Genomic DNA, 21,583 nt, shown 5'->3' on the forward strand with positions numbered 1-21,583 from the left:
TTTTCATGGGAGGTCCACGTGCGCAGATTAAAGGCCGAAGGGATGCAGTAGCACAGCCCACACCCAGCCTAACTGGCTGTGGGCCAGTCGGCAGGGCAAGGCTTTGGCCAATAATTTAGACTGAGGGAACAAAGGGCCGCTTTCCAAGTATGGGCATTGGGATCGTGCGGCGGGTGTTGTCCACCCTTACTGCCCTCTGTGTCGACCCGTGCGATCCCACCACTCCTACAGAGCTGGCCGCGACCGGCAGGGTCTCTTGCCCAGGATCCGGCTGACTCCTTCCTCATCGTGGCCACCAAATCACTATTGTTGCTGTGGCAAAAACGAGCGCCGCCAAGATGGCAAATACAAGCCACGCCAGAAGAGCCTGGGCAAGGCGATGAAGCCGGAAGAACCGCGGTCGCAAACGATCGACCCACGGAACTTCTCCGAGATCCCTTAGGCGTTTTTTTCCTCCCCCGGCGACCATCCTCGTGCTCAAGCTGACGTTGCTGGACGAAGTAACGCGGATCAAGGCTTTTGGTTTGCTGGATGCATCCGCACCTCTCATTTTCGCGCTCGACCTTTCGCCAGCAATCGATTTTTTGCCGATCAGCTGGAACTTTCTTTCATACTTTCGGTTTTTCTAATGGACCGCCTGACGACATGTTTGTCTTCCAGCCTTTAGCGAATCGTTTGTGCGGTCCAATTTTCCACTCCCTCTACTCCTGCCCGCTCCGGCGGGCGCCTTTTTGCCCGTCAGATCCATGCATGGCCGTGATTCTCATTCGGCAGCTGCTTCTCGCCAAAATAGCCCACCGGCAGCCGCACCGGATCCCGACGTTCCGCGGCATGGTCAATGCGCTCGACTGACAAATTTGTAGCGTGTGCGCGTCCTTGCGGCACCAACGAAGCAGCGATGTCGCTATGCCAATAGCTGTGAGAGCTGGACAGCGGGAGGCTCTTGCCGGTTGAAATCAACGGGCCACATAGGCGCCGGGAAATACGATGTCCTGATCGACGAGCACGCTGAACATGTATCCGGGGCGAATTTTAAGGGTCGGCTGAAGGTTGAGGCCCTTGTCGATCGATCTTTCCGCCACCCGCCCGAAGCTCTCCGCAAAATTGCGCCGCGCTGCATCCGATGCCGTATCCTGCGTGTCCCGCGTCGAACTTTCTGGCATAGAAGCGTCTATTCCCGTCCCGATGAGGGCGATCAGGGCAGCCGAGGCGAATGTCCTGACCGTGTGATTGTTGACGCGATCCTCGAAGCCGCCGTAGCCCTGCGCATCCGTGCCGGCCATTCCCCCGATCTGCAGCGTCGATCCATTTGGGAAAATGATGTCTGTCCAGACGACAAGCACCCGCGCCTGACCGAAGGCGACCTTGGAATCATAGCGCCCGAAGAGCTTTGCTCCTTGCGGAATGAGCAGTTGATGGCCGGTGGCGCTGTCATAGACGGCCTGGCTCACCTGGGCGCTGATACGCCCGGGCAGGTCGGAATTGATGCCGGTGATCAGTATTGCCGGAATGACGGAACCACGTTTCAGCTCATAGCGCGACAGTTGCGGAACGACCTTGTTCGGTAAGTAGCCGAACGCCTTGATGTCGGCATTGAAGAAATCCTCTTTGGAACCCTGCTTGTTTTGATCTGCGTCCCGCCCGGCGAGCCCGGCTTGGAGAGCGGCCTGATAGAGGTCGACGGGGTCGGATGCCTTTGCACCGTCGCGGGCCGGCGGATCGGCCGATCTTTCGGGTAGACGAGCTTGGCTGATGTCGACCTGCAAAGGTGAAGCGCGTGCGGCTTCGTCAGCCTGCATTCGAGCCAATTTCCGGCGCTGGATCTCGCGCAGATAGCGCTCGCGCCCTTCGCGCACCAGCCGGGCCTCGAAGTCGTCAGGGGTCTCCGGCACAGGACCCCTGAACGCCGGTTGCGGGGTTTCTGGAACAGGCTTGTCCTCGACAGATTTCGGCGCTTTGTCACTGACCGGAGGGGGCAGGAGCGGCTCGACCAGCTCAGGCTCGCCGATGATCCCGTCTTGAATGCCGCGCTTCAGCTGGTCGGCATAATTTGCTGCGGGAACGCCTGCGCTATCATCCCGTTCGGTCTGCCTGGGATAAAGGCCCCTGGAGGAGAGACCGAAGATGATGACGCCGAAGAAGACGATGGCAAGGCCTATGACGAGGAGTACCGGCAGCTTGTTGAGCCGCCTGATTGCCTTCGACTGAAGGCTGCTTGGGTCGCCAAGCTGTAGGGACTGGACCATGCTCTTCTTTCCTATTTGACCGCCATCACCGACACCGGGCTCGTCGGAACGGCCCCCGAATTCGACAGGGCGTAGAGGCGAGCAATACGCAGGTTCCGCGTTGAAAGGCTGGCGAGGACCCCCTCTTCAGACCTGTCGAGCGCATAGGAAAGTGCGATTGCATTGCTGTCGTGTTTAGGACCTGACACGACGGCGTAGCCGGATCCCTTGAGCGAAGCCTCAAGCGCAGTGCCAAAGGGCGAGGGGGCGTCCGGCAGGGCAAGGGTACCGGCTGCAGTAGGGAATTGTTCGGAAAACCGGTTTGCCATGTCGCCGGCAATCATGGCGGCAGCACCCAGGGAGAGCGGCGCAAGGTCTTCGCGTGGATCCCTCCTGCCGGAAGGGGCCTGGCAGCCGGCAAGTGCAAGCCAACAGCCCAGCGAAGCGAGAAGAACGCGGCGCATGTCAGCCCGCCCGCCGGATTGTGACCTGCTGTTTCTTCCAGCCGACCCCGGAGACAAGCACGGCGCGCTCGATGTTGTAGTCAACGACCATCAAATTGTTCGACATACGATAGTTGACGATGCGGTTTTGTCCGCCAGAAACGACGAAAAGGACGGGCGCATCCTGTCCGGCGAGTGAAGGCGGAAATTGGATGTAGGTCTTCTGGCCATCCGAATAGACCCGCGTCGGCCTCCATGGCGCGTTGCCACGAACCGTATAGGAGAAGTTCAGCTGGTCGGCAGAAACGCCCCCTCCCGGTCCACCTTTGGCTTCGAGGCGGGCATTGACGTCGGCGAGCTTGTCGGAAACATCTTCGGGGTACGAAAAGCCCACCCGTGCCATGTATTGGATCGGATGGGACTTGAGCTGGATGTGATAGGTGCGCCGTGATGTGGTGACGACCATGGAGGTCAAAAGCCCGGGTTCGGCCGGTTTGACGATCAGATGGATCGCTTGCCCCCCGACTGCCCCTGACGTCGCAGGCTCTATCTTCCATCGCACCGTGTCGCCGACCAGCACGTCGCGAACGACCTCGCCCGCTTCGAGTTCGATATCGCAGACCTGCAGCGGCGAGCAGACGACGGAAGGCTGGGTTTCGCCGAAGAGGAAGATGACCTTGCCGTCGGCGCCTTTTGTGACGAGACCTGGGGCGTCGCGCCATGTGGACGATAGGCCCGTCCCTTTTGCCTCATTCGGCGTCATGGTCTGAGAGCTTGCCGATTGTGCGACACCAACTGTGATCGCAAGGATGGCCAAGCAGAAGGCAACGGAGAGTTTCCTGCGGTTTTGCATAGGCTTTCCTCGTTTTAAAGCTGTGCGGTCCAGTCGAGGTCTTTCAGATAAAGCCCGATCGGGTTGAGCCGAATTGTTGCCTCGTCCTGCGGCGCGGTGATTGTCACCGTGGCGATGGCCCGGAAGCGGCGGGTGGCGGTTTCCTTGCCGCGCCGATCGCGTTCGAATTCGGTCCAGTCGATCTGATAGGACTGTTTCGAAAGCGCCACGATATTGTTGACCTCAACGGCGACGGTCGCGAGCCGGGCCTTCTCGAATGGAGAATTGCTACGAAACCAGGCGTTGATTTTCTCTGTCGAGGGATCCGAGGTCCTGAGTAGGGCGTAGGTGTGGTCGATATACTGCTTCTGCACGACGGCATCCGGCGTCACCGATCGGAAGCTCGATACGAAGCCACCAAGCGTGGCACGCACGACCCGCGCATCGGCATATTCTATATGTTCGGGAAATCCCGCCGACACCGGTGTGCCCAGCCTGTCCACCTCCACAATATAGGGCACGAGCTTGACCTGGGCGCTCAGATAGAGCGCATAACCGAATCCAATGATTGCGATCGACAAGGCGAGGATCGCAACGATGCGCCAGGCAGCCGCTGCTCTGACGTAGGAGCCGTAGCGTTCATTCCACTCGATACGGGCAGCGAGATAAGGGTTCTCCACGTGGCTCGACATTTCATCGGCTCCTACTGTTTGCCCGGCTGGCCTGATGGCGATGAACGTTTGGCTGGCGGGGACCGACCCTGATCGAGCTTGGCATTTGCAAGGCCGAGCAGCGAACTGGCATGTGCTCCGGGTGCCCCGATCGCCTTGTCCTTCATTGCAGATGCGGACGCCGCGCCGGCCGCGCCTACGCCTTCGGCCATGCCGCGCAGCACCGCACCGGCCATCGAGGCCCCGCCTGCCCGTGCGGATCTTGCGCCCGACAAGGCGGCGGACGCCATGCCCGCCGCAAGAAAGGTTGCGCCGAGGGCGGAAGACGCGGCCTGCCCACCATGGGAGATGACCTCAGTGCCGCTGGCCACCGATACGCCTTGAATGACGCCCTGAATAATGTTGGGGACGTAAGTCGCGATGATGAAGACCACGATCGCGATGCCGGCGATTGCCAGCAGGGTCTGGAATTGCTCGCCGATTTCAGGCCTGTTCGCAAGGCCGATGAGAACCTCGGATCCGATGCGAGCGATCATGACGAGCGCCATCAGCTTCATTCCGACGCTGAAGGCATAGACCAGATATTTGACGGCGAAGTCCTTGGTAAAGGACGACCCTCCAAGGCCGAGCATGATCATGCCGGCGAGAAGTCCAATATACATTTCGGCCATGACCGAAACGAAAATGGCCGCGACGAGGGAAAAGGCAATGACCGTCACGATCGTAGCGAATGCAGCACAGACCGCGAGCAGATTGTCTTCCAGAAGGCCAAAACGGATCTTCTCGGCCATCTTGGCCGCCACCGTCAGACCGGCGTTGAAGATATCGGTCGGAGATGCGTCGCCCCCGGATGCACCGACCTGGAAAAGACTGTCGACGACCGCTTTCGCAAAGCCCGGACCCTTGTCGAGAACGAGAGCGAAAAAGCCGATGAACATGATGCGCCGCGCAAGCTCGGCGAACCATTCTTGAAGCGATGGCGCCTGCAGGGCGAGCCAGATCGCGGCGAGGCCGATTTCGATCGAGGCCAGGATCCAGAAGAGTGATCGGGCAGCGTTCGAGACGGTCTGCTCCCAGCCTCGAGCCGCGTTATTGATCTCGTCCTGCAGCGAGTTGATCAATGAGCCCTCCTGCGCATGAGCAGGAATGACCAGGATCAGCATGAAGATCGCCGCCAGCCCGGCACGTCTTGCCAACATCACGACTTTACCTCGCCCGCTGTTGCCTCGAAACGCCCCCACTGTCGTGCTGTTGATCACCACCGCGGCTCCATCGTCCGGCCGCCCGTCATGGGCGGAATCGTCGCGCGGAAAAACTGTTCCCGCCGGGCCTGGGCGAGGTCCCGGTCGGTCTGATTTGTCTGGAGCCAGGTTCCCATCATCGTCATCTGCTGGGCGACGAGGCCACGCAGCTTTTGCATTTGGGAGACCTGTTGGGCGGCAATCTCATGGCCGACCTGGAGCGCCTTCATCTGGCCGTCCGCACCGACCGACATGGCCCGTATCGTTTCCATCGTCGCCTCCTCGCTTTCGAATTGCCTGGCCGTCAGACCAGCTGCGCGAAGCGTCCCGGCAATCGTGTCTCGGTTGGTGTCCGACCAGGTCTGATACGTGGACGAGAAACTGTCGCCCTCCGGAAGGTGCGACCTCAGCGCCGCATAGCTCGAAAAGCGCTGACCCAGCACATCATCGGCATTGCTCATGGAAAATGCGATGGCTTGGCCCTGAGAGACGATCGATCTCAGGTCATTGAGATCACCGGCTACCTCGCCCCAGATATGGGCGGGGAGCTGTGCCGTGTTCTGCAGCATGTTCTGATAGATATTCAGTTGGTTCTGGATCTGCTCGGCGAGTTGAGTGATCTGGGTCAGCTGGTTGTCGACCTGAATGCCAGAACTTTCGAGCAGCTTGATGAGCTCGCCATTGTTTGCCAGTTGCGTGAATTCGGTCGCTGCACCCGTAGCCGCGCCGGCGATCGCAGGATGGGGGCGAACGGCTGCGGCTGAGATGGCAATTGTGATTGCAAGGTATCGGGATCTAGATCGCACCATTGGTCACCCCTCTCTCTTTGAGCCAGGTTTGCGGCCATTCGCTTGCGACTTCTCTGCTGAGCGACCGGATACGCTTCAGATCCTCCTTGCTCGACGCGCCAACGAAAGAGAGCGCCAGCGGGCCGAGCGCCATGTCGAACAGGCGCCTGCCTTCCGGGGAGACGACATAATAGTCCCGCTTCGGAATCGCAGTGGCGACGATTTCGATCTGGCGGTCGTTGAATCCGATCCGCTCGTAGAATTCCCGCGCCCCCTGTTGGCGGGCCGACCCGTTGGGCAGAAAGATCTTTGTCGGACAACTCTCCTTCAAGACGTCGACAATGCCGGAGCGCTCGGCGTCCGAGATCGATTGCGTGGCAAGGACGACGACGCAGTTGGCCTTGCGAAGGACCTTCAGCCACTCGCGGATCTTTTCCCGGAAAACCGGATGGCCAAGCACCAGCCAGGCCTCGTCGAGAATGATGAGGCTTGGGGCACCGGTCAGCCGCTTTTCGATACGCCGGAACAGATAGGTCAGAACCGGCAGCAGCGTGCGCTCGCCCATCATCATCAAGTGTTCGATCTCGAATGTCTGGAAACGCCCGAGCGTCAGACCGTCACTTTCGGCGTCGATAAGTTGGCCCATCGGTCCGTCCACCGTGAAATGCCGAAGCGCCTCTTTCAGATCACGTATCTGCACACCGCTAACGAAATCCGAGAGCGAACGGCCCGGTGAATGAGCCATCAGTGCGACCTGTCTTGAAATGGCGTTGCGATGATCCGGCGTGACCCTGATGCCCTGCAGGCCGACCAGCGTTTCGATCCATTCGGCTGCCCAGGCGCGATCGGTCTCGCTGGAAAGCGAAGCGAGCGGGCAGAACGAGAGCTCCTTTGCCTCTTCTCCACCAATTTCGTAGTGATCGCCACCCGCAGCAAGTGTCAGCGGCAGCATCGACGAGCCCTTGTCGAAGACGAAAAGCTGCGCTTCCCTGTAGCGAAGAAACTGGGCTGCGATCAGCGCAAGAAGCGTCGACTTGCCAGAGCCTGTCGGACCGAAGATTAACGTGTGCCCCACGTCATCGACGTGAAGGTTGAGGTGAAATGGCGTCGAACCGGACGCCACCTGCATGAGCGGGGGTGCATCCGGTTCATAGAAAGGACAGGGTGCGGTGGCGCTTCCCGTCCAGACTGAATTCAGCGGTACGAGGTCGGACAGGTTACGGGTTGTGATCAGCGGCTCGCGCACATTGCAGTACCAATTGCCAGGCAGACTGYCGAGATAGGCCTCCGTTGCATTGAGCGTTTCGATCCGGGCTCCGAAGCCTTCGGCCTGGATCAGGCGGCGCACCACTTCTGAATGGCCTTCCAGGCGATCCTGCTCCTCATCGAAAAGCAGGATGACGGGGGTGTAATAGCCGTAGGATACCAGCTCGGATGAGGCCTCGGCGATCGCATCTTCCACCTCCGCAACCATCGAGAGGGCGTGCTGGTCGACAGCACGGCTCTGTGTCTGGAACAGCTGGTCAAAGAATGGCCTCACCTTCTGCTGCCACTTTTTTCTGGTTCGCTCCAGCCTGTCTCTTGCTTCTTCGGCGTCGAGAAAGATGAAGCGGGATGACCAGCGATAGCTAAGAGGCATCAAATCGAGGCGGTTGAGGATGCCTGGCCAGCTTTCCGCCGGCAGTCCGTCGATTGCAACGACGGACACGAAGCGATTGTCGATCTTGGGCGTCAGACCGTGCTGGAGTTCGGCCGTTATGATGCAGTCCAGATACATGGGTATATCTGGCAGCCGGACGGGGTGATTGTCGCCCGTCATGCAGAAACGGACAAATTGCAGAAGTTCATCGTAGCGGGCCTGGCTCCGCTCAGATGTCGATGGTCGACGTGTCCGCATTCTGCGGATCGACAGGCTGCTTGCCAGATATTGCTCGATCTCGCGGACGGCTCGGTTGAAGTATGTCAGCGCGACGTCGGCGTGGCTCTGTTTTCGGCTGTCGGCGTCGGAATAGATATATTTGCTGAGGACCGATCGGCGGGGCTCGAGCGCCTTATAGGTGAGGACGATGGCATGATGGCTTTCGAAGTGATTGCGTTCTGCTTCGAAATGGCGCCTTCGCTCCTCATCAATCGCACGCGTCACGCGATCGGGAAAATGCGAGCGCTCTGGTGCAGCATAGTTGGCGGTCTGCACACGGACCGCCTCGACCTGGATCATCCAGCCTGATCCAAGACGCGCCAGAACATGATTGATCTGGTGTGCCACGTCGTTGCGCTCGGCATCGGTCGAACTTTCGGAGTCCGGCCCGGCAAAATACCAGCCTGCCATCAATGATCCGTCCTTTAGGAGAAGGACGCCCTCGTCGACGAGACCTGCATAAGGAAGCAGATCGGCAAAGGATGGTCCAGCGTGGCGGTAAAAGCGAAGATCTACCATGGTCGCCTCACCCTCGGCGCCAGGGCGTCGACGTCGCCCGGTAATGGGGTCGGTAGCGGAGATGGCGTAAATACACCTTGCGCATCATCGGGTCGGCCTTTGCCATTTGCCGCAGCAGGCCGACGAGGGCGATCCAGATCGTGATCCCGATCAGAATCGAATAGACTGTCAGGACGACGAAGATGAGGATGATCGCCGCGAGCCCGGCGATAAGGACCAGTTCGCGGTCGGCGCCCATCAAGAGGTTCGGCCTCGACAGCGCGCGATGGATGCGGTTCGCCTGCAGGCCTGAAATGGGTGCCGTCATCACGCCTCCCCTCCCCTGCCCTGTTGGAAAGGCTTGTCCTGCGAAAACCCGATCGAAGCGCCGGTCGCATTGAAAAGGCCGACGATCTGGGTCGCGCCCAACAGGACGCCGGCTACGAGGACGACATACATGAGGCGCCGCGCGAAATCGTTAAGTTCTCCGCCGAAGATCAGCATGCCGCCGGCAACTGCGACAGCGGCAAGCGCGATAAAACCGGCAACCGGCCCGGTGATCGATTGCTGGATTTGCTCGAGCGGCGCCTCCCAGGGCAGGCCGCCTGCCGATCCCGCCAAGGCCGGCTGGCCGACGGCTAGGAGGACGAGAAATGCCGGTACGATGAGGTAGGCGCGGGTCCTAAGCTGCATGTCGTTCCTCCGGATTGAAATCGATATGGTAGTGATCGTCGGCAAAGCCCTTTACGTGCAGAAGATCCTTGATGCGTCGGCCGGTCGGTGTCCGTTCGATCGAGACGACCAGGTCGACTGCGTCGCCGATCACAGCCTGCATGGGCTGGCGACTGACTTCGGCGGTGAGCTGTTCGAGGCGCTGAAGGGCCGAACATGCCGTATTGGCATGAAGCGTGGTAACGCCGCCTGGATGGCCGGTATTCCATGCCTTCAAAAGAGTGAGGGCTGCCCCATCGCGCACTTCTCCGACGATGATGCGGTCGGGTCGCAGGCGCATCGTGCTTTTGAGGAGCCTTGCCATGTCGACATGATCGCTGGTGTGCAGCGACAACGCGTTTGCGGCGACGCACTGGAGTTCGCACGTGTCCTCGAGAATGACGAGGCGATCGCCCGGTGCACTTGTCGCGATCTCGGCGATGACCGCATTGGCAAGCGTCGTCTTGCCGGAGCCGGTGCCGCCGGAAACGACGATGTTGCGCCTCGACCGGACGGCCTCGCGCAGGCTACGCGCTTGCCAGGCGGTCATTGCGCCCGAACTGACGTAGTCGTCCAGACCGATCAGCCGGGAGCCTCGCCTGCGGATCGAGAAGGCAGGCGCGGTCACGACTGGCGGCAGGATTCCCTCGAAGCGATGTCCGCCGACCGGCAGTTCGCCCGAGACGATCGGCCGCGTCGTGTCGACCTGCGAATTCAGCATATGGGCGACGGCGCCAATGACGATCTCGGCCGCACCCTGTTCCATGATACCCACGGCGGCGATGCCCTCGCCGAGCCGCTCGATGAATAAATGTCCGTCCGGGTTGAGCATGATCTCGCTCACCATTGGATCGGCGAGCGCGCGGCAGACGACGGGGCCGAGCGCATCTTCGAGCTTGCGGACCAGCCGCGATAAGGAGCGGGTTTCCATCCAAAGCGCCTAGGCCGCGTTGCAAAGGCTCGCGGAAAATACCGATCGATAGGATGGAGGCCTTATCGCCTCGAAATGCGACCGCGTCACCGGCAGGCTTCCGGCAACGCTTCGCACGTCGCCGATCAATTGCGGTTCGCCGTAGCGCGCAAGCGGCCAGGAAGCTCGCTTCAGGATACGTTCGAACCGGATATCAGTCACGGTGGCGATCTCGCTGACACCACTGATCAGACACCACTCAAGGATACCGGCAAACAGGAAGACCGTCGCGCCGTTCAATCCGAAACGACCACATGTCTCGGCATCCGCGTGCGTGTCGACGCAGAAGCGGGAGCTCTCGACCATCCTTGCATGAGCGGGAAACGGCTTGCCGCCCAGAAGCGTCGAGAAGACGTCGGCGAGCATCGTCGGTCCTACGGCCGGAAGGAGACGCGCCGAAGCAATCGCGGCGTTTCCATCGTCGGCGACCACGATATAGACAGGGCCGAGTGTGTCAAAGAGGTCGTGTTCCCTCCCCTCCTCGACCTTGACCTGCCAACCGAGCCGCGCGTGGAAGACCCGGGCTCTGAGACGGAACATACTGTCGAGAAGAGATGACTGTGATGCTGCGTCATCCGGTCCTATCGCCCTCACATACATACTCGATCCTCCGTGCCAGTTGAGACAAGGCATTGAGATCACGATCGGCGGTGAATGTCAGACCCTCACATGCGAGGGGGAGTGAGTCGCAGCACTGTTGCCCGATCCGACGAAAACGGGCTTTTTATCCTGCCACATGTGGTGAGCTAAATTTCACTATGGCTTTCAACGGGCATCAAGGTTAAGTTACTGGAAAGGTGAATGAATCGCCCGCCTGAAATTGCTGGGTGCCATCAATGGCTGAAGTTTGATTCACAACCTGGTAACCCTAATCGCCTTGCCGCCACGATAGAATCGGCCATAATAACGGTTCAAACGGGTTTTTAGCCTCAAAATCGTTATCTGGACGATCGATCGTGATGAACGCTAATTCGAAGCCTTCCGTGAGCAGGCCCATGAACTTTGAGGATCAGATCCTCGAACAGGGCGATCTGATCTCACAGAAGCTCCATCTTCTGAGCGTGCAGCGATTTCCGCCGAACGCCAAGAAGACTCTGCGAAGCTTTTCGCTCGCCGAAGTCGCCAATTATGTCGGCGTCTCGCAAAGCACCTTGAAGAAGCTGCATCTCGAGGGAAAAGGCCCCTCCCCGCAGACGTCCTCTTCGGGCCGTCGCTCCTATACGGCCGAGCAGATGCTCGAACTTAGGCAGTATCTCGACGCGCATGGACGATCCGAGAGCCGGATGTTTGTCCCGCATCGGCGCCCCGGGGAGAAGCTGCAGGTGATTGCTGTAGTGAACTTCAAGGGCGGCTCTGGCAAAACCACGACGGCCGCCCACCTGGCGCAATATCTAGCGTTGACGGGTCATCGCGTGCTTGCCGTCGACCTCGACCCGCAGGCCTCGATGTCTTCGCTGCATGGCTTTCAGCCGGAACTCGATCAGATATCATCGATTTATGACGCCATTCGCTACGATGGCAACAAGATGCCTTTGTCCGATATCATCCGGCAGACGAACTTCCCCGGTCTCGATATCGTGCCTGCCAATCTCGACCTGCAGGAATATGAGTACGACACGCCGCTTGCAATGGCCGACAAGTCGTCGAATGAGGGCAAGACCTTCTTCACCCGCATCTCACGGGCGCTTGCCGAAGTGGATGACAGATACGATGTCGTCGTGGTCGATTGCCCCCCTCAACTCGGCTACCTGACGCTGACAGCGCTGACGGCGGCAACGAGCGTCATGATCACCATCCACCCGCAGATGCTCGATGTCATGTCTATGGGGCAGTTCCTGCTGATGCTCGGCGGCATTCTCAAACCGATCCGGGCCGCAGGCGCCGAGGTCAATCTGTCCTGGTACCGATATCTGATCACCCGCTATGAGCCGACCGACGTGCCCCAGGCGCAGATGGTGGGTTTCATGCAGACCATGTTTCACGAGTTCATGCTGAAACATCAGATGCTGAAGTCGACCGCGGTCTCCGATGCCGGCATTACCAAGCAGACGCTTTATGAGGTCGAGCGGGCTTCGATGAACCGAGGAACCTATGATCGAGCCGTGGAATCTCTGGATGCCGTCAACGCTGAAATCGCCGCTCTCGTGCATCAATCATGGGGGCGCTGATTTGTCAGCTGACAAAAACGAGGATTTCGCTCGCAAATTCAATTCGCTAGTTGCCGATTGGAGGCATTGAGATGGCGCGCAAGAACCTGCTTCAGGGCCTGGTCGATCTCCCGAATGATCCGCCAACTGTCACAAACTACCCGATGCGCGGCGCCGGCAAGTCGCTGGTGCGTTCTCTGGACGATTTGGCAAAGCAGGCCGACAAGTTTTTGGAGGGCGAGGCGATCTTCGAGCTCGATCCGGATCAGGTCGATGCCTCCTTCGTCCAGGACCGGATCTCGGAGGACGATGCCGAGTTCGATGACCTCAAAGAAGCAATCCGCGTTCGCGGTCAGGATACCCCTATTCTGGTGCGCCCCCACAGGTCGGCAGAAGGTCGTTATCAGGTCGTCTTCGGCCATCGGCGCCTCAGGGCTGCGCGCGAGCTCGGACGCAAAGTCAGGGCTGTCGTCAAGCCGATCGACGACCGTACCCATGTCATTGCCCAGGGTCAGGAAAATTCCGCCCGCGCCAACCTCACCTTCATCGAGCGCGCGCTGTTTGCCCGCCGGCTGGAGGATCTCGGTTACGATCGAGATGTGATTGCAGCGGCCCTTGCCGCCAATGCTGCATCGATCTCCAAGATGATGTCGGTGACCGAACGGATCTCGGCTTCGACGATCCAGCAGCTGGGTTCTGCTCCGGGCGTCGGACGCGAACGTTGGCTCGAGCTGTCTCTTCTCGTCGGCAAGGCCTCCAATGAGGCGAAGGTCTCCGAGGTCCTGCAGTCGTCCGGTTTTGGCGAATTGCCATCCGACGAGCGATTCTCGCGGCTTTACGGTGCCCTCAACAAATCGGCCAGGCCCGTCCGAAAGGTCGAGGCGGGAGCTGGCAAGGCGACCTGGCAGCCGCGCGACAAGGCGGTGCAGGCCGAGATCAAGAATACCGGCAAGGCGTTTTCGATGTCGATGAAGGCAAAGAATGCCGGCCGTTTCGGTGAATTCCTCTCCAACCGGCTGGACGCGCTCTATGAGCAGTTCCTCGCCGAGGAGGGAAACAAAGGAGACTGAACCGCAAAAGAAAAAGGCCCCCAAACGTTGCCGTCGTGGAAGCCTTCCTCTGATCTAAGCACCCAGAGAATCGCACTTCCCCGAATCACAGTCAAGAGTCTTTGGCACCGAATTTTGGTGAGCGGATTTCTTTTGCCCGACAGAAGGTGAGAGAAAAATGCAAACGCATAAGGTAACGACGCCCTTTGGGCGGCGGCCGATGTCGCTTGCCTTGGTGAAAGGGCAGCTGGACGCTGCTACGATCAAACCAGGCAAGTCGGTCGACAAATGGAAGGTGTTTCGCGACGTCTGCGAGGCCCGTTCGCTGCTTGATGTCCAGGATCGCGCGCTCGCCGTCCTTGACGCGCTCCTGACCTTCCTGCCAAGCAATGAGCTTTCCGAGGAGATCGGTCTCGTCGTATTCCCGTCGAATGCGCAGCTCAGCGTGCGCGCCCATGGCATTGCCGGCACGACGCTGCGCCGCCACTTGGCCGCGCTCGTCGATGCCGGACTGATCGTGCGCAAGGATAGCCCAAACGGCAAGCGCTACGCACGCCGTGACGGAGCAGGCGAACTAAAACAGGTCTTCGGCTTCTCCGTTGCGCCGCTGCTCTCCCGATCGGAGGAACTGGCTTCACTTGCCCAAAGCGTGGCGGCCGAGCGCCGACGTTTCCAGATCGTCAAGGAGAACCTTTCGCTCTGCCGGCGCGATATTCGCAAGCTGATCTCCGCAGCGATGGCAGAGGGCGCCCCGGGGAATTGGAGCTACATCGAGAGCCAGTTCGTGGCACTTCTCGCGCGGATTCCACGCACGCCCGCCATTGCAGACATCGCCCCGATCCTTGAAGAGATGGAGATGCTGCACGAAGAAGTCATCAACCAGCTGGATTTCCAGCAAAATCATCAAAATTCAGACGGCAATGATGTCCATTTTGAACGTCACATACAGAATTCACATACCGAATCTATCAATGAACTTGAACCTCGCTCCGAAAAAGAGCAGGGCGAAAAGCCGGGTTACAAGATCAGGCCGGTTGCCGAACCGATAAAGGCATTCCCTTTGGGCATGGTCCTGCAGGCTTGCCCGGCGATTGCCGACTATGGCCAGGGTGGAAGCATCGGCAGCTGGCGCGAATTGATGAGTGCTGCGATCACCGTCCGCTCGATGCTGGGTGTCAGCCCGTCGGCCTATCAGGAGGCCTGCGAGGTCATGGGGGCGGAGAATGCCGCCGTCGCGATTGCCTGTATTTTGGAACGGGCCGGGCACATAAATTCGGCGGGTGGCTATCTCAGGGATCTGACGGCGAAGACTGCACGCGGTGAATTCTCGCTTGGACCGATGCTGATGGCGCTTTATCGCAGCAATGGCAGCGCGAGCAGGCATGCCGGGAAAGGCTAGGACGGTCCGGCCGCAGTGATGGACGGCCAGCGACCTTTCCGCCGCCAGGTGTGAGCCATCAGGCTCTCGTTTGCCACCAGACAAGCGCGAAGGATGCGAAGGCGAAAGTGGTTGCGAGTAGCGTCTGATGGTCCATGAGACTGTCCTTGTTGCAGCAGCACGATAATGCGCAAGCCAGTCAGGAGTTCCCAATGACCAGAGTGCCTGGGCAGGCCGAAAGGGCATGGGGATCAGCCTACTTTTCGAGCTTCGGTCGTCGACCGGCGGTCACCTGGAATTCTCCAAAAGCCATGTGCTTCGCAAACATGGTTAACCATGCCTGAAACGATCGAGCTCGCCCAAGGCGGGCCGAGACCTGAGGAAGGGAGGGGGTTGACCGACATAGGGTCGGAGCAAACGTCAGGATGGAGCCGAAAATCGCGATTTCGTGATGGCGGCCGAGCCGAGAAAACCATTGGCGCCGTTGTCACCGCGGGCTGCAGTGCCATCTGTCTCATCCGGACAGGATGAGCAAGTGGAGGACGACGATGTCAGTCGAGGAAGACCGTATCAGACGGCGCGCCTATGAGATCTGGGAGCGGGAAGGCCGGCCTCATGGCGAGGATATGAGGCACTGGCTTCAGGCATTTCAGGAAATCGCCGCGAGTGCTGACGCCACCAGCAAGCCGGCCAAGAAGCCGCGCGCGAAGAAGGCCACCAGCGCCGACAAGGCAGTAAAGCCAAAGGTCGCAAGCAGATCCAAAGGCGGCGCCCAGAGGGTTCAAACGACAAACCCTCCGCCGAAAGCTGCCTAGCCTGTCGCGAGCGTCACCAACCACTGACGGGTTTGAGTGCGAGCGGCAGTTCGGTCGCCAGGCCTATAGGTCTTAGAAAAACGGGACGCCTTGGTGGGCCCCCCGCGATCAGTTGTGTCTTGCGATAATATATCTCTCGTGCAGATCAGAGTGGTCTGACGTTTTCCGCCTTCGACTTGCCGGTCTTCCGATCCTGGCCGAGATCGTAGGAGACGCTCTGACCTTCCTTCAATGCGTCGCCATATTGGAGCGCGGAGACATGGACGAAGACATCGGGTCCTCCGCTTTCCGGCGTGATGAAGCCGAAGCCCTTGTCCTGATTGAAAAACTTAACCTTGCCAGTCGGCATGACATCCTCGTGTGTTTGCACTTGCTGTGGAGCGGCAGCCTAGCCTTCACATTCTGCCAGATCAACCCACGCCGTGCCTTCGGGGCGGCGTCGTCAAATGGCGCGTCCGCGCGGCTACGTTGTCCCACGCGATTGGAACGATGTCGTAGAAGAAATCAGGCGAACTGCCTGTGAGAAATTCCAGGACACGAATTATAGCCACCTTCTCTATAACCCAACGCTCCAGCGGATAATCGCATTTTAGTCTCTTCAGATTCCGCCAGAGCAGCGAAGGCGGCGTTATACCCTCCTTCGAAAACAATCGCGCCGCCTGACCGCTGCGCCTGGCCGAACGTAGTAGTAGCCGGCCGCCTATGCCTATGGCATGGCGTTCTTGAAACCTGGATTTGACGAAAACGGAGCGTGCCCATGAGCCACCGTCAGCGCCGAGTTTATTTGACTGGAAATCTTTTCGAATACGGATGTCGTGCATATCGAAGCCTCGGAAATGGATCCCGGTCTCGACGATCTCAATGCCGAACCAGCGACGGGTAGTCAGGCGCACGGTAGCGACTCATCAGCCTTTGAGAGCGGACGCGCTGAGGGAGAGCCAGCTTCAAGCTTTATTCCCGTCTCAAGGCGGAAGGCGTCGCAGAAATAGACTTGGAAGCCGAGGGTAGGCCGCTGGAGCCTGAGAAGAAGATCGCATGACAGCGCCGAACCGTTTTCTAAGTCTAAAGCAAGGCAACAGGCGGTGAGCGAAACTCAGAACCGTCTTCACCCTCCCCCTCCTCGACGGCAGGAACGACAAAAGCAGGAGCAGGAGCAGATCCGTGCGAGCGTTCTCGGCCGCAGAAAAATGCAGCACACGTCAGCCACCGCGTCTTGAGCCGAAGTCGAGCGCCACCCCAGTCGCTTCTCAAACGATATACCCTCGTTTGCCAACAGGGATCTGTACCTGAGAACCTGGGCCCAGACTGCAACACGCAAAAATCACACCTACCCAACACCCCGCCGGCTGCACGGCCTGCTGAAGTGCAGGCCTGGGTAGATTTTACGCTAACAGGGTCTGAAAACAGTCTGACTTTCCGTTCTCAGACTATCGCGCCTGGTCTTGTCCGAACAAGTGCCAGGAGCATCGGCCCGACGGAAAACTGACCGACGGCCGCCCGCCGGCTCAAGTCCCTGAGATAAGCTCCGGCTGAGTTGATGCCCCCTCCCCTCTCGTAAATGCACGCGATAACGACGGCTGCATTCTCCGGGCCCATAGTCCGGCACGCGGTTTGAAAGGCGGGCTGGTTGATCTGGAGCATGGAACCAAGGATCGAGCTTGCTGCCACAAGCTCTCTCCAGCTTTTGATAGAACCTCCTGGCCCAAAGTGTGTGATTTCTGGGCAAGCCCGCAGCACCATATCTAACGAAACACATGGCTCAACGTTATCTTTGCTGGTTGGGTGGCGCTTCTCGTGGCATCCGAAGGCATCATTAAACTCAGATCTCGAAGATGAAGCCCGGTTGCTTGAGACTTCATCATCGTTTTCAGATTCAAAATGGGAATATGTATGTGAATCCTGTATGTGGCGCTCATTCTGAGATTCATTGGCGCACATTTTTTGTGATTTATCGTGTTCTTCCAACAAGTTGATGATCCGCATACGGAGTCCTGTCAATTGCATCAGCACCGCCTGAAGCTGATCAAGCAACGGGCGCCGAGGAAGGGATGACAAGAACGAGCGAAAGAGGTCGTGAAGCTCTGCCCAGTCACCTTCGACAGTACCTGCCCGTGCTAGCTGAATGAGCTTGGTGATCTCACGCCGGCAAAGACTAATTTTCTCTCGAGTGGAATGGAGAAGTTCACGATCGGCGGCGATGCGGCCGGCAATTGTCTCAATCTCCTGCGCACGAGACAAAAGCGGCGCTAGGCTGAACCCGAAGGCTTCTCTGACGTCCCCTGCCCTCCCCCTGCGAGCATAACGCTTTCCGTTGGGGCTGTCCTTGCGCAGGATGAGGCCCGCATCGACGAGCGCGGCTAGATGCCGTCTGAGCGTCGCAGCAGTCATGCCGCGCGCCCGGATAGAAAGCTGAGCGTTGGACGGAAACACGATCATGCTGTTCGAGGCGGAGAGCTCGTCCGAAGGATAAAATGACAGCAACGCGTCCAGGACCGTTAGAGAGCGGTCACTGACGTGAAGGTCATGGCGAGCCTCGCAGACGGCTCGAAAGAGCTTCCACTTGTTACGCTTGATGTCTGGCGAGGCTTTCTCGGCTTGCCTATGCTTTGTCAGCAAGGCAAACGTCATCGCCCGCCGCCCAAAGGGCGTCGTTATGCATGCGGCATCCATGTTCTTCCACCTTTACGTAGGCAAAAGAAATTCGTTCACCGAAACGGTGCCAAGACTCTTGACGGGGATTCGTGAAAATGCGATTCTCTGGTTGCTACATACAGAGGAAGGCTTCCACGACGGCAACGTTTGGGGGGCCTTTTTCTTTTGCGGTTAATCTCCTGCTTCAGTCTGTACTTCACGCTGGAACGTCTGATAGAGCGACTCCAGCTGGTCTGATAGAAACGCTCCGAATTTTGACGCATCTTTTGATGTCAGCGCGAGCGTAAATGTTCTTCCGGACGACTTGGTCGTCACCGCAACGGATTTCGCGGCAACCTCAAACTGACGGACGGACGGAGACGCGTCCTTCTTTTTCTTCGGCTTCTTTGCTGTTTTAAGTTCGCCTAGAAGTGCGTTGAATCGCTCGGCCTCTGCAGTGTGACGGAAATCGGCTGCGAGAATAAATGCACACGCCCTGTCAGCATTGGCTGGAACCTGAACAAGCTTTTTCAATTCTTCCCAGCGATCGCGTCCGACGCCTTTTGCAGCGCCGACAGCGTCAAGGACGGACTCGGGAATGGACTCAGCGACAGCCAGCATTCTTGAAAGCAGGGTATCGTCGATCGTTAGGGCGATTTTCACGACATCTTTGCTCATGCCATTGGCGACGAGCTTTCTGGCAAAGAGTGCCTTCTCGATGAAGGTCAGGTCGGAGCGGGCGGTGTTTTCTTGACCCTGGGCTATCACATGGGCGATGTCTTCCAGGGGCTTGATCACGGCCCGGACTGGGATCTGAAGGTCCCGCGCGGCGCGGGCACGACGATGCCCAAAGACGATCATATATCGCCCCTCGGCGTCAGGATGGGGACGTACGAGGATCGGGGTTGACTGGCCCGACTGACGAATGGCTTCGCGAAGCTGGACATAGTCTTCTTGATCATCGCCGATGCGGTCGGCAACGAATGAACCTTCGAGCAACTCTGGATCGAGTGGGACCACCGTCTCGCCTTCGAGCATGCGAATCGAAGTCTCGGCCAGCTCGTCGAGCGACTGCATCATGGAACGTGAAGCACCACGGCGGGTATACTCCGCGCGAGTGTCAGCCGTCCGCTGGTGCTCTTCGGCCGTTGGCTGCACGAACTTTGCCAAAGAATGGTTTCTAGCCATTGTTTGCCTCCCTAACGCCTTCAAGTCGATGATTTGCTGATAGATTTAACGCTTCTGCACGGCTGTCAAAAGGTCCCGTCATTTGCGCCCCCATGCCTTGTGGATGAGGCTTGTGACTTCGCCATTGACCGCATTCAGACACTCAAGCGCGCGGTCGTAGGTCGATCGCGTGAACTGATTCTTTTCCACCTCGTAAAGCGTCTGCTTCGTAATGCCGGCATCGCTAATGGCGGTGGATTTCAGCATGTGGTTCTGCAGCATGCGCTTCGAGAACATGGCCTGCATGAAACCGACCATCTGAGCTTGGGGGCCATCGGTCGGTTCATATCGTGTGACCAGGTACCTGAACCAGTTCAGCCTGACGCGTGCACCTGCTCCTTTGATCGATTCAAGGATCCCGCCTAGCATGAGAAGGAATTGGCTCATCGACATGATGTCAAGCATCTGCGGATGGACGGTAATGAGGACGGAGGTCGAGGCCGTCAGCGCGGTCAGGGTAAGATAACCGAGTTGCGGAGGGCAGTCGATCACAACCACATCGTAACGATCATCGACTTCTTTGAGGGCGCTGGAAATGCGCGTGAAAAACAACCTCCCCTCCGGGGACGATTTGTTCGATGCCGCAAGTGGCGTCTGATACTCGTATTCCTGCAGCTCAAGATTTGCCGGGATAATGTCGAGCCCGGGAAAGTTCGTCGGTTGGATGATTTCCTTGATCGACTTGCGCTGGTCGTCGTAACGGAGCGTTTCGAAGAGAGACGGATTTTTGTCGAGCTCAGGCTGAATGCCGTGAAGTGAAGTCAGCGATGCCTGGGGATCGAGATCGATGGCAAGAACACGATGACCGGTAAGAGCCAGATATTGAGCGAGGTGGGCAGTCGTTGTTGTCTTGCCGGAGCCGCCTTTGAAATTGACGACCGAGACGATCTGCAACGGCTCCCCTGCCCTGCGATGAGGCACATAGCGCTTGAAATCGCTGCGCCCGTTCTTGTCGAGGAAGTGGCGCAGTTCCAGCATCTGCACGGCAGTGTAGGTTCTGCGGCCGGACGAGGTTGTCGCAGGAACTGGCCCCTTGCCTTCGAGGTGGAGCTTCTTAATGTGGTTTTGAGTGACGCCGAGATAATCTGCGACTTCAGCCAGCGAGAAAGAGCGTAGACCTTTTTCTGCGTCTGGCGGATATTGCTCCAATCGGAGCATGTTCAAATTGTCAGAAATCAATTCTCCCTGCTGGAGAATTTCCTGATCGAAATCCGATGCCTCGATGTTGATTTCCATGTTCATACAGCCGATTCCAGAATAACGCTTTTAGCTCAAACGCAGCTCAATAAGCGTTATTAATACCGGCGATTCTACCTGTTCGGCAAACTGTTTTTAGTTAACAGAGCCTTAACGGCGAATTGAGGCCACGAAAAAACGACCTTGGCTCGGCGTATCCCTCTGATTTCGCGTGGAAAAGTGCAATTTTGCACGGCTGTCAAGTTGGACTCGGAAGGTACAGCCAGCCTTCGCCAGTGGGGAAGGCCTCAGGGAAACCGCTGGCGGCGTTAAGACAATGGCCGAGAATGTCACTTTTTACACTCTCACCGCATTGAGCTTTGTCGTTCGCGGTCTTGTCTCGTCGGGATGGCTCAAGACCCACCGATCTCATATTTTTTGATGATCGTCTTATCGGGGCAATGGGCGTGGCATTGGCTGCCAGATAGAGGACAGTGATTGCTAGCGAGGCGGCCCTCCTTGGAAGGATTTCTCGCCATGGGCGGCTGACGACATGATCGAACGATTGTTGCGGACCCGCGCCAGAGCGCGAATAGTGGCGACTCTGCAGCAAACGATCGTCTCCGTTCAGTTCTGGAGAAATGGTATCAGCGACCGAGTCGTATGGCTGTGGCAGAGAGGATGTCTAGCGACGCCTTGATGCTTTCCGTCAGCCTTTGCTCCTGGATTTTGCCGAGGACCATGCGAAGGACGAGCGCTGGCTTATACCGTGGGACCTGGATGCGGCTTCGGTGAATGGTGGGATAGGAACTCAGTCGACGTCCCACCATCGCGTTGCAGCTATCGTCGCGATCGGTTGGGCT

Annotated in this window: 20 protein-coding genes; 4 read left to right on the forward strand and 16 right to left on the reverse strand. The window is 58.5% G+C overall.

The features are described from left to right. Positions 1 to 956: 956 nt before the first annotated feature. From trbI to AC1DTN_RS27300, 11 genes are read right to left on the reverse strand one after another with little or no spacing between them, the layout of a single operon-like run. The gene (gene trbI / locus AC1DTN_RS27250; protein WP_477923378.1) at positions 957 to 2,246 is read right to left on the reverse strand and encodes an IncP-type conjugal transfer protein TrbI; all 1,290 of its coding nucleotides are present in this window, start codon (positions 2,244 to 2,246) and stop codon (positions 957 to 959) included. 11 nt (positions 2,247 to 2,257) lie between these two features. Continuing rightward, positions 2,258 to 2,689, reverse strand: a complete 432-nt coding sequence (locus tag AC1DTN_RS27255; RefSeq protein WP_477923380.1) for a conjugal transfer protein TrbH — start codon at positions 2,687 to 2,689, stop codon at positions 2,258 to 2,260. 1 nt (position 2,690) lies between these two features. Continuing rightward, the gene (gene trbG, locus AC1DTN_RS27260) at positions 2,691 to 3,521 is read right to left on the reverse strand and encodes a P-type conjugative transfer protein TrbG (RefSeq protein ID WP_113325028.1); all 831 of its coding nucleotides are present in this window, start codon (positions 3,519 to 3,521) and stop codon (positions 2,691 to 2,693) included. Between the two features lie 14 nt (positions 3,522 to 3,535). Beyond that, positions 3,536 to 4,192: a conjugal transfer protein TrbF gene (gene trbF / locus AC1DTN_RS27265; protein ID WP_113184696.1), complete on the reverse strand. Its 657-nt coding sequence runs from the start codon at positions 4,190 to 4,192 to the stop codon at positions 3,536 to 3,538. Between the two features lie 11 nt (positions 4,193 to 4,203). Next, complete coding sequence (gene trbL, locus AC1DTN_RS27270; protein WP_477923383.1) at positions 4,204 to 5,370, reverse strand: P-type conjugative transfer protein TrbL; 1,167 nt, start codon at positions 5,368 to 5,370, stop codon at positions 4,204 to 4,206. Positions 5,371 to 5,426: 56 nt separating this feature from the next. After that, positions 5,427 to 6,221, reverse strand: coding sequence for a P-type conjugative transfer protein TrbJ (trbJ, locus tag AC1DTN_RS27275; RefSeq protein ID WP_477923385.1), 795 nt, complete (start codon positions 6,219 to 6,221; stop codon positions 5,427 to 5,429). Next, the gene (locus AC1DTN_RS27280; RefSeq protein WP_477923387.1) at positions 6,208 to 8,637 is read right to left on the reverse strand and encodes a conjugal transfer protein TrbE; all 2,430 of its coding nucleotides are present in this window, start codon (positions 8,635 to 8,637) and stop codon (positions 6,208 to 6,210) included. Before AC1DTN_RS27280 ends, trbJ begins: the two co-directional genes overlap by 14 nt. A 7-nt stretch (positions 8,638 to 8,644) precedes the next feature. Further along, positions 8,645 to 8,944, reverse strand: a complete 300-nt coding sequence (locus tag AC1DTN_RS27285; protein ID WP_477923438.1) for a conjugal transfer protein TrbD — start codon at positions 8,942 to 8,944, stop codon at positions 8,645 to 8,647. Further along, the gene (locus tag AC1DTN_RS27290; protein ID WP_477923389.1) at positions 8,944 to 9,309 is read right to left on the reverse strand and encodes a TrbC/VirB2 family protein; all 366 of its coding nucleotides are present in this window, start codon (positions 9,307 to 9,309) and stop codon (positions 8,944 to 8,946) included. The genes AC1DTN_RS27285 and AC1DTN_RS27290 overlap by 1 nt, the downstream gene beginning before the upstream one ends. Beyond that, positions 9,299 to 10,258: a P-type conjugative transfer ATPase TrbB gene (trbB, locus tag AC1DTN_RS27295; RefSeq protein WP_113325034.1), complete on the reverse strand. Its 960-nt coding sequence runs from the start codon at positions 10,256 to 10,258 to the stop codon at positions 9,299 to 9,301. The genes AC1DTN_RS27290 and trbB overlap by 11 nt, the downstream gene beginning before the upstream one ends. Before the next feature lie 9 nt (positions 10,259 to 10,267). Then, on the reverse strand, positions 10,268 to 10,930 hold the full coding sequence (locus tag AC1DTN_RS27300) for an acyl-homoserine-lactone synthase (protein ID WP_477923390.1): 663 nt from the start codon (positions 10,928 to 10,930) through the stop codon (positions 10,268 to 10,270). Between the two features lie 326 nt (positions 10,931 to 11,256). Here AC1DTN_RS27300 and repA (AC1DTN_RS27305) point away from each other — a divergent pair, with 326 nt between their 5' ends. From repA (AC1DTN_RS27305) to AC1DTN_RS27320, 4 genes are all read left to right on the forward strand, one after another. After that, a complete protein-coding gene (gene repA, locus AC1DTN_RS27305; RefSeq protein WP_113325036.1) occupies positions 11,257 to 12,465 on the forward strand; it encodes a plasmid partitioning protein RepA in 1,209 nt (402 codons plus the stop codon). 71 nt (positions 12,466 to 12,536) lie between these two features. Beyond that, positions 12,537 to 13,514 carry a plasmid partitioning protein RepB gene (gene repB, locus AC1DTN_RS27310; protein ID WP_477923393.1) on the forward strand — a complete coding sequence of 326 codons (978 nt, stop codon included), beginning with the start codon at positions 12,537 to 12,539 and terminating at the stop codon, positions 13,512 to 13,514. A 157-nt stretch (positions 13,515 to 13,671) separates the two neighbouring features. Beyond that, positions 13,672 to 14,892, forward strand: coding sequence for a plasmid replication protein RepC (gene repC / locus AC1DTN_RS27315; RefSeq protein WP_477923394.1), 1,221 nt, complete (start codon positions 13,672 to 13,674; stop codon positions 14,890 to 14,892). Positions 14,893 to 15,419: 527 nt separating this feature from the next. After that, on the forward strand, positions 15,420 to 15,686 hold the full coding sequence (locus AC1DTN_RS27320; protein WP_477923397.1) for a DUF2934 domain-containing protein: 267 nt from the start codon (positions 15,420 to 15,422) through the stop codon (positions 15,684 to 15,686). A 145-nt stretch (positions 15,687 to 15,831) separates the two neighbouring features. Here the strand turns inward: AC1DTN_RS27320 and AC1DTN_RS27325 are convergent, their stop codons facing one another. The 5 genes from AC1DTN_RS27325 to repA (AC1DTN_RS27345) all read right to left on the reverse strand — a co-directional run bounded on the left by AC1DTN_RS27325 (position 15,832) and on the right by repA (AC1DTN_RS27345) (position 20,786). Further along, positions 15,832 to 16,035, reverse strand: coding sequence for a cold-shock protein (locus AC1DTN_RS27325; RefSeq protein WP_113184684.1), 204 nt, complete (start codon positions 16,033 to 16,035; stop codon positions 15,832 to 15,834). 61 nt (positions 16,036 to 16,096) lie between these two features. After that, entirely contained in the window at positions 16,097 to 16,579 is a 483-nt protein-coding gene (locus AC1DTN_RS27330) for a hypothetical protein (protein ID WP_477923399.1), read from the reverse strand. A 529-nt stretch (positions 16,580 to 17,108) separates the two neighbouring features. After that, positions 17,109 to 18,356: a plasmid replication protein RepC gene (gene repC / locus AC1DTN_RS27335; RefSeq protein ID WP_477923401.1), complete on the reverse strand. Its 1,248-nt coding sequence runs from the start codon at positions 18,354 to 18,356 to the stop codon at positions 17,109 to 17,111. Between the two features lie 153 nt (positions 18,357 to 18,509). After that, the gene (gene repB / locus AC1DTN_RS27340) at positions 18,510 to 19,505 is read right to left on the reverse strand and encodes a plasmid partitioning protein RepB (RefSeq protein WP_477923403.1); all 996 of its coding nucleotides are present in this window, start codon (positions 19,503 to 19,505) and stop codon (positions 18,510 to 18,512) included. Between the two features lie 78 nt (positions 19,506 to 19,583). Beyond that, positions 19,584 to 20,786 carry a plasmid partitioning protein RepA gene (repA, locus tag AC1DTN_RS27345; RefSeq protein ID WP_113323008.1) on the reverse strand — a complete coding sequence of 401 codons (1,203 nt, stop codon included), beginning with the start codon at positions 20,784 to 20,786 and terminating at the stop codon, positions 19,584 to 19,586. Positions 20,787 to 21,583: the final 797 nt, after the last annotated feature.

It is taken from the genome of Rhizobium sp. 01T444 (genome assembly GCF_056398305.1).

Bases quoted from the DNA above. Each gene is read 5' to 3' on its own strand.
- AC1DTN_RS27325 (WP_113184684.1), bottom strand. From the start codon at position 16,035: ATGCCGACTGGCAAGGTTAAGTTTTTCAATCAGGACAAGGGCTTCGGC.
- trbB (WP_113325034.1), bottom strand. From the start codon at position 10,258: ATGGAAACCCGCTCCTTATCGCGGCTGGTCCGCAAGCTCGAAGATGCG.
- AC1DTN_RS27290 (WP_477923389.1), bottom strand. From the start codon at position 9,309: ATGCAGCTTAGGACCCGCGCCTACCTCATCGTACCGGCATTTCTCGTC.
- repC (WP_477923394.1), top strand. From the start codon at position 13,672: ATGCAAACGCATAAGGTAACGACGCCCTTTGGGCGGCGGCCGATGTCG.
- trbG (WP_113325028.1), bottom strand. From the start codon at position 3,521: ATGCAAAACCGCAGGAAACTCTCCGTTGCCTTCTGCTTGGCCATCCTT.
- trbF (WP_113184696.1), bottom strand. From the start codon at position 4,192: ATGTCGAGCCACGTGGAGAACCCTTATCTCGCTGCCCGTATCGAGTGG.
- trbJ (WP_477923385.1), bottom strand. From the start codon at position 6,221: ATGGTGCGATCTAGATCCCGATACCTTGCAATCACAATTGCCATCTCA.
- repB (WP_477923393.1), top strand. From the start codon at position 12,537: ATGGCGCGCAAGAACCTGCTTCAGGGCCTGGTCGATCTCCCGAATGAT.
- repC (WP_477923401.1), bottom strand. From the start codon at position 18,356: ATGGATGCCGCATGCATAACGACGCCCTTTGGGCGGCGGGCGATGACG.
- repB (WP_477923403.1), bottom strand. From the start codon at position 19,505: ATGGCTAGAAACCATTCTTTGGCAAAGTTCGTGCAGCCAACGGCCGAA.
- repA (WP_113325036.1), top strand. From the start codon at position 11,257: ATGAACGCTAATTCGAAGCCTTCCGTGAGCAGGCCCATGAACTTTGAG.
- AC1DTN_RS27320 (WP_477923397.1), top strand. From the start codon at position 15,420: ATGTCAGTCGAGGAAGACCGTATCAGACGGCGCGCCTATGAGATCTGG.
- repA (WP_113323008.1), bottom strand. From the start codon at position 20,786: ATGAACATGGAAATCAACATCGAGGCATCGGATTTCGATCAGGAAATT.
- AC1DTN_RS27255 (WP_477923380.1), bottom strand. From the start codon at position 2,689: ATGCGCCGCGTTCTTCTCGCTTCGCTGGGCTGTTGGCTTGCACTTGCC.
- trbL (WP_477923383.1), bottom strand. From the start codon at position 5,370: ATGTTGGCAAGACGTGCCGGGCTGGCGGCGATCTTCATGCTGATCCTG.
- AC1DTN_RS27285 (WP_477923438.1), bottom strand. From the start codon at position 8,944: ATGACGGCACCCATTTCAGGCCTGCAGGCGAACCGCATCCATCGCGCG.
- AC1DTN_RS27300 (WP_477923390.1), bottom strand. From the start codon at position 10,930: ATGCCTTGTCTCAACTGGCACGGAGGATCGAGTATGTATGTGAGGGCG.
- trbI (WP_477923378.1), bottom strand. From the start codon at position 2,246: ATGGTCCAGTCCCTACAGCTTGGCGACCCAAGCAGCCTTCAGTCGAAG.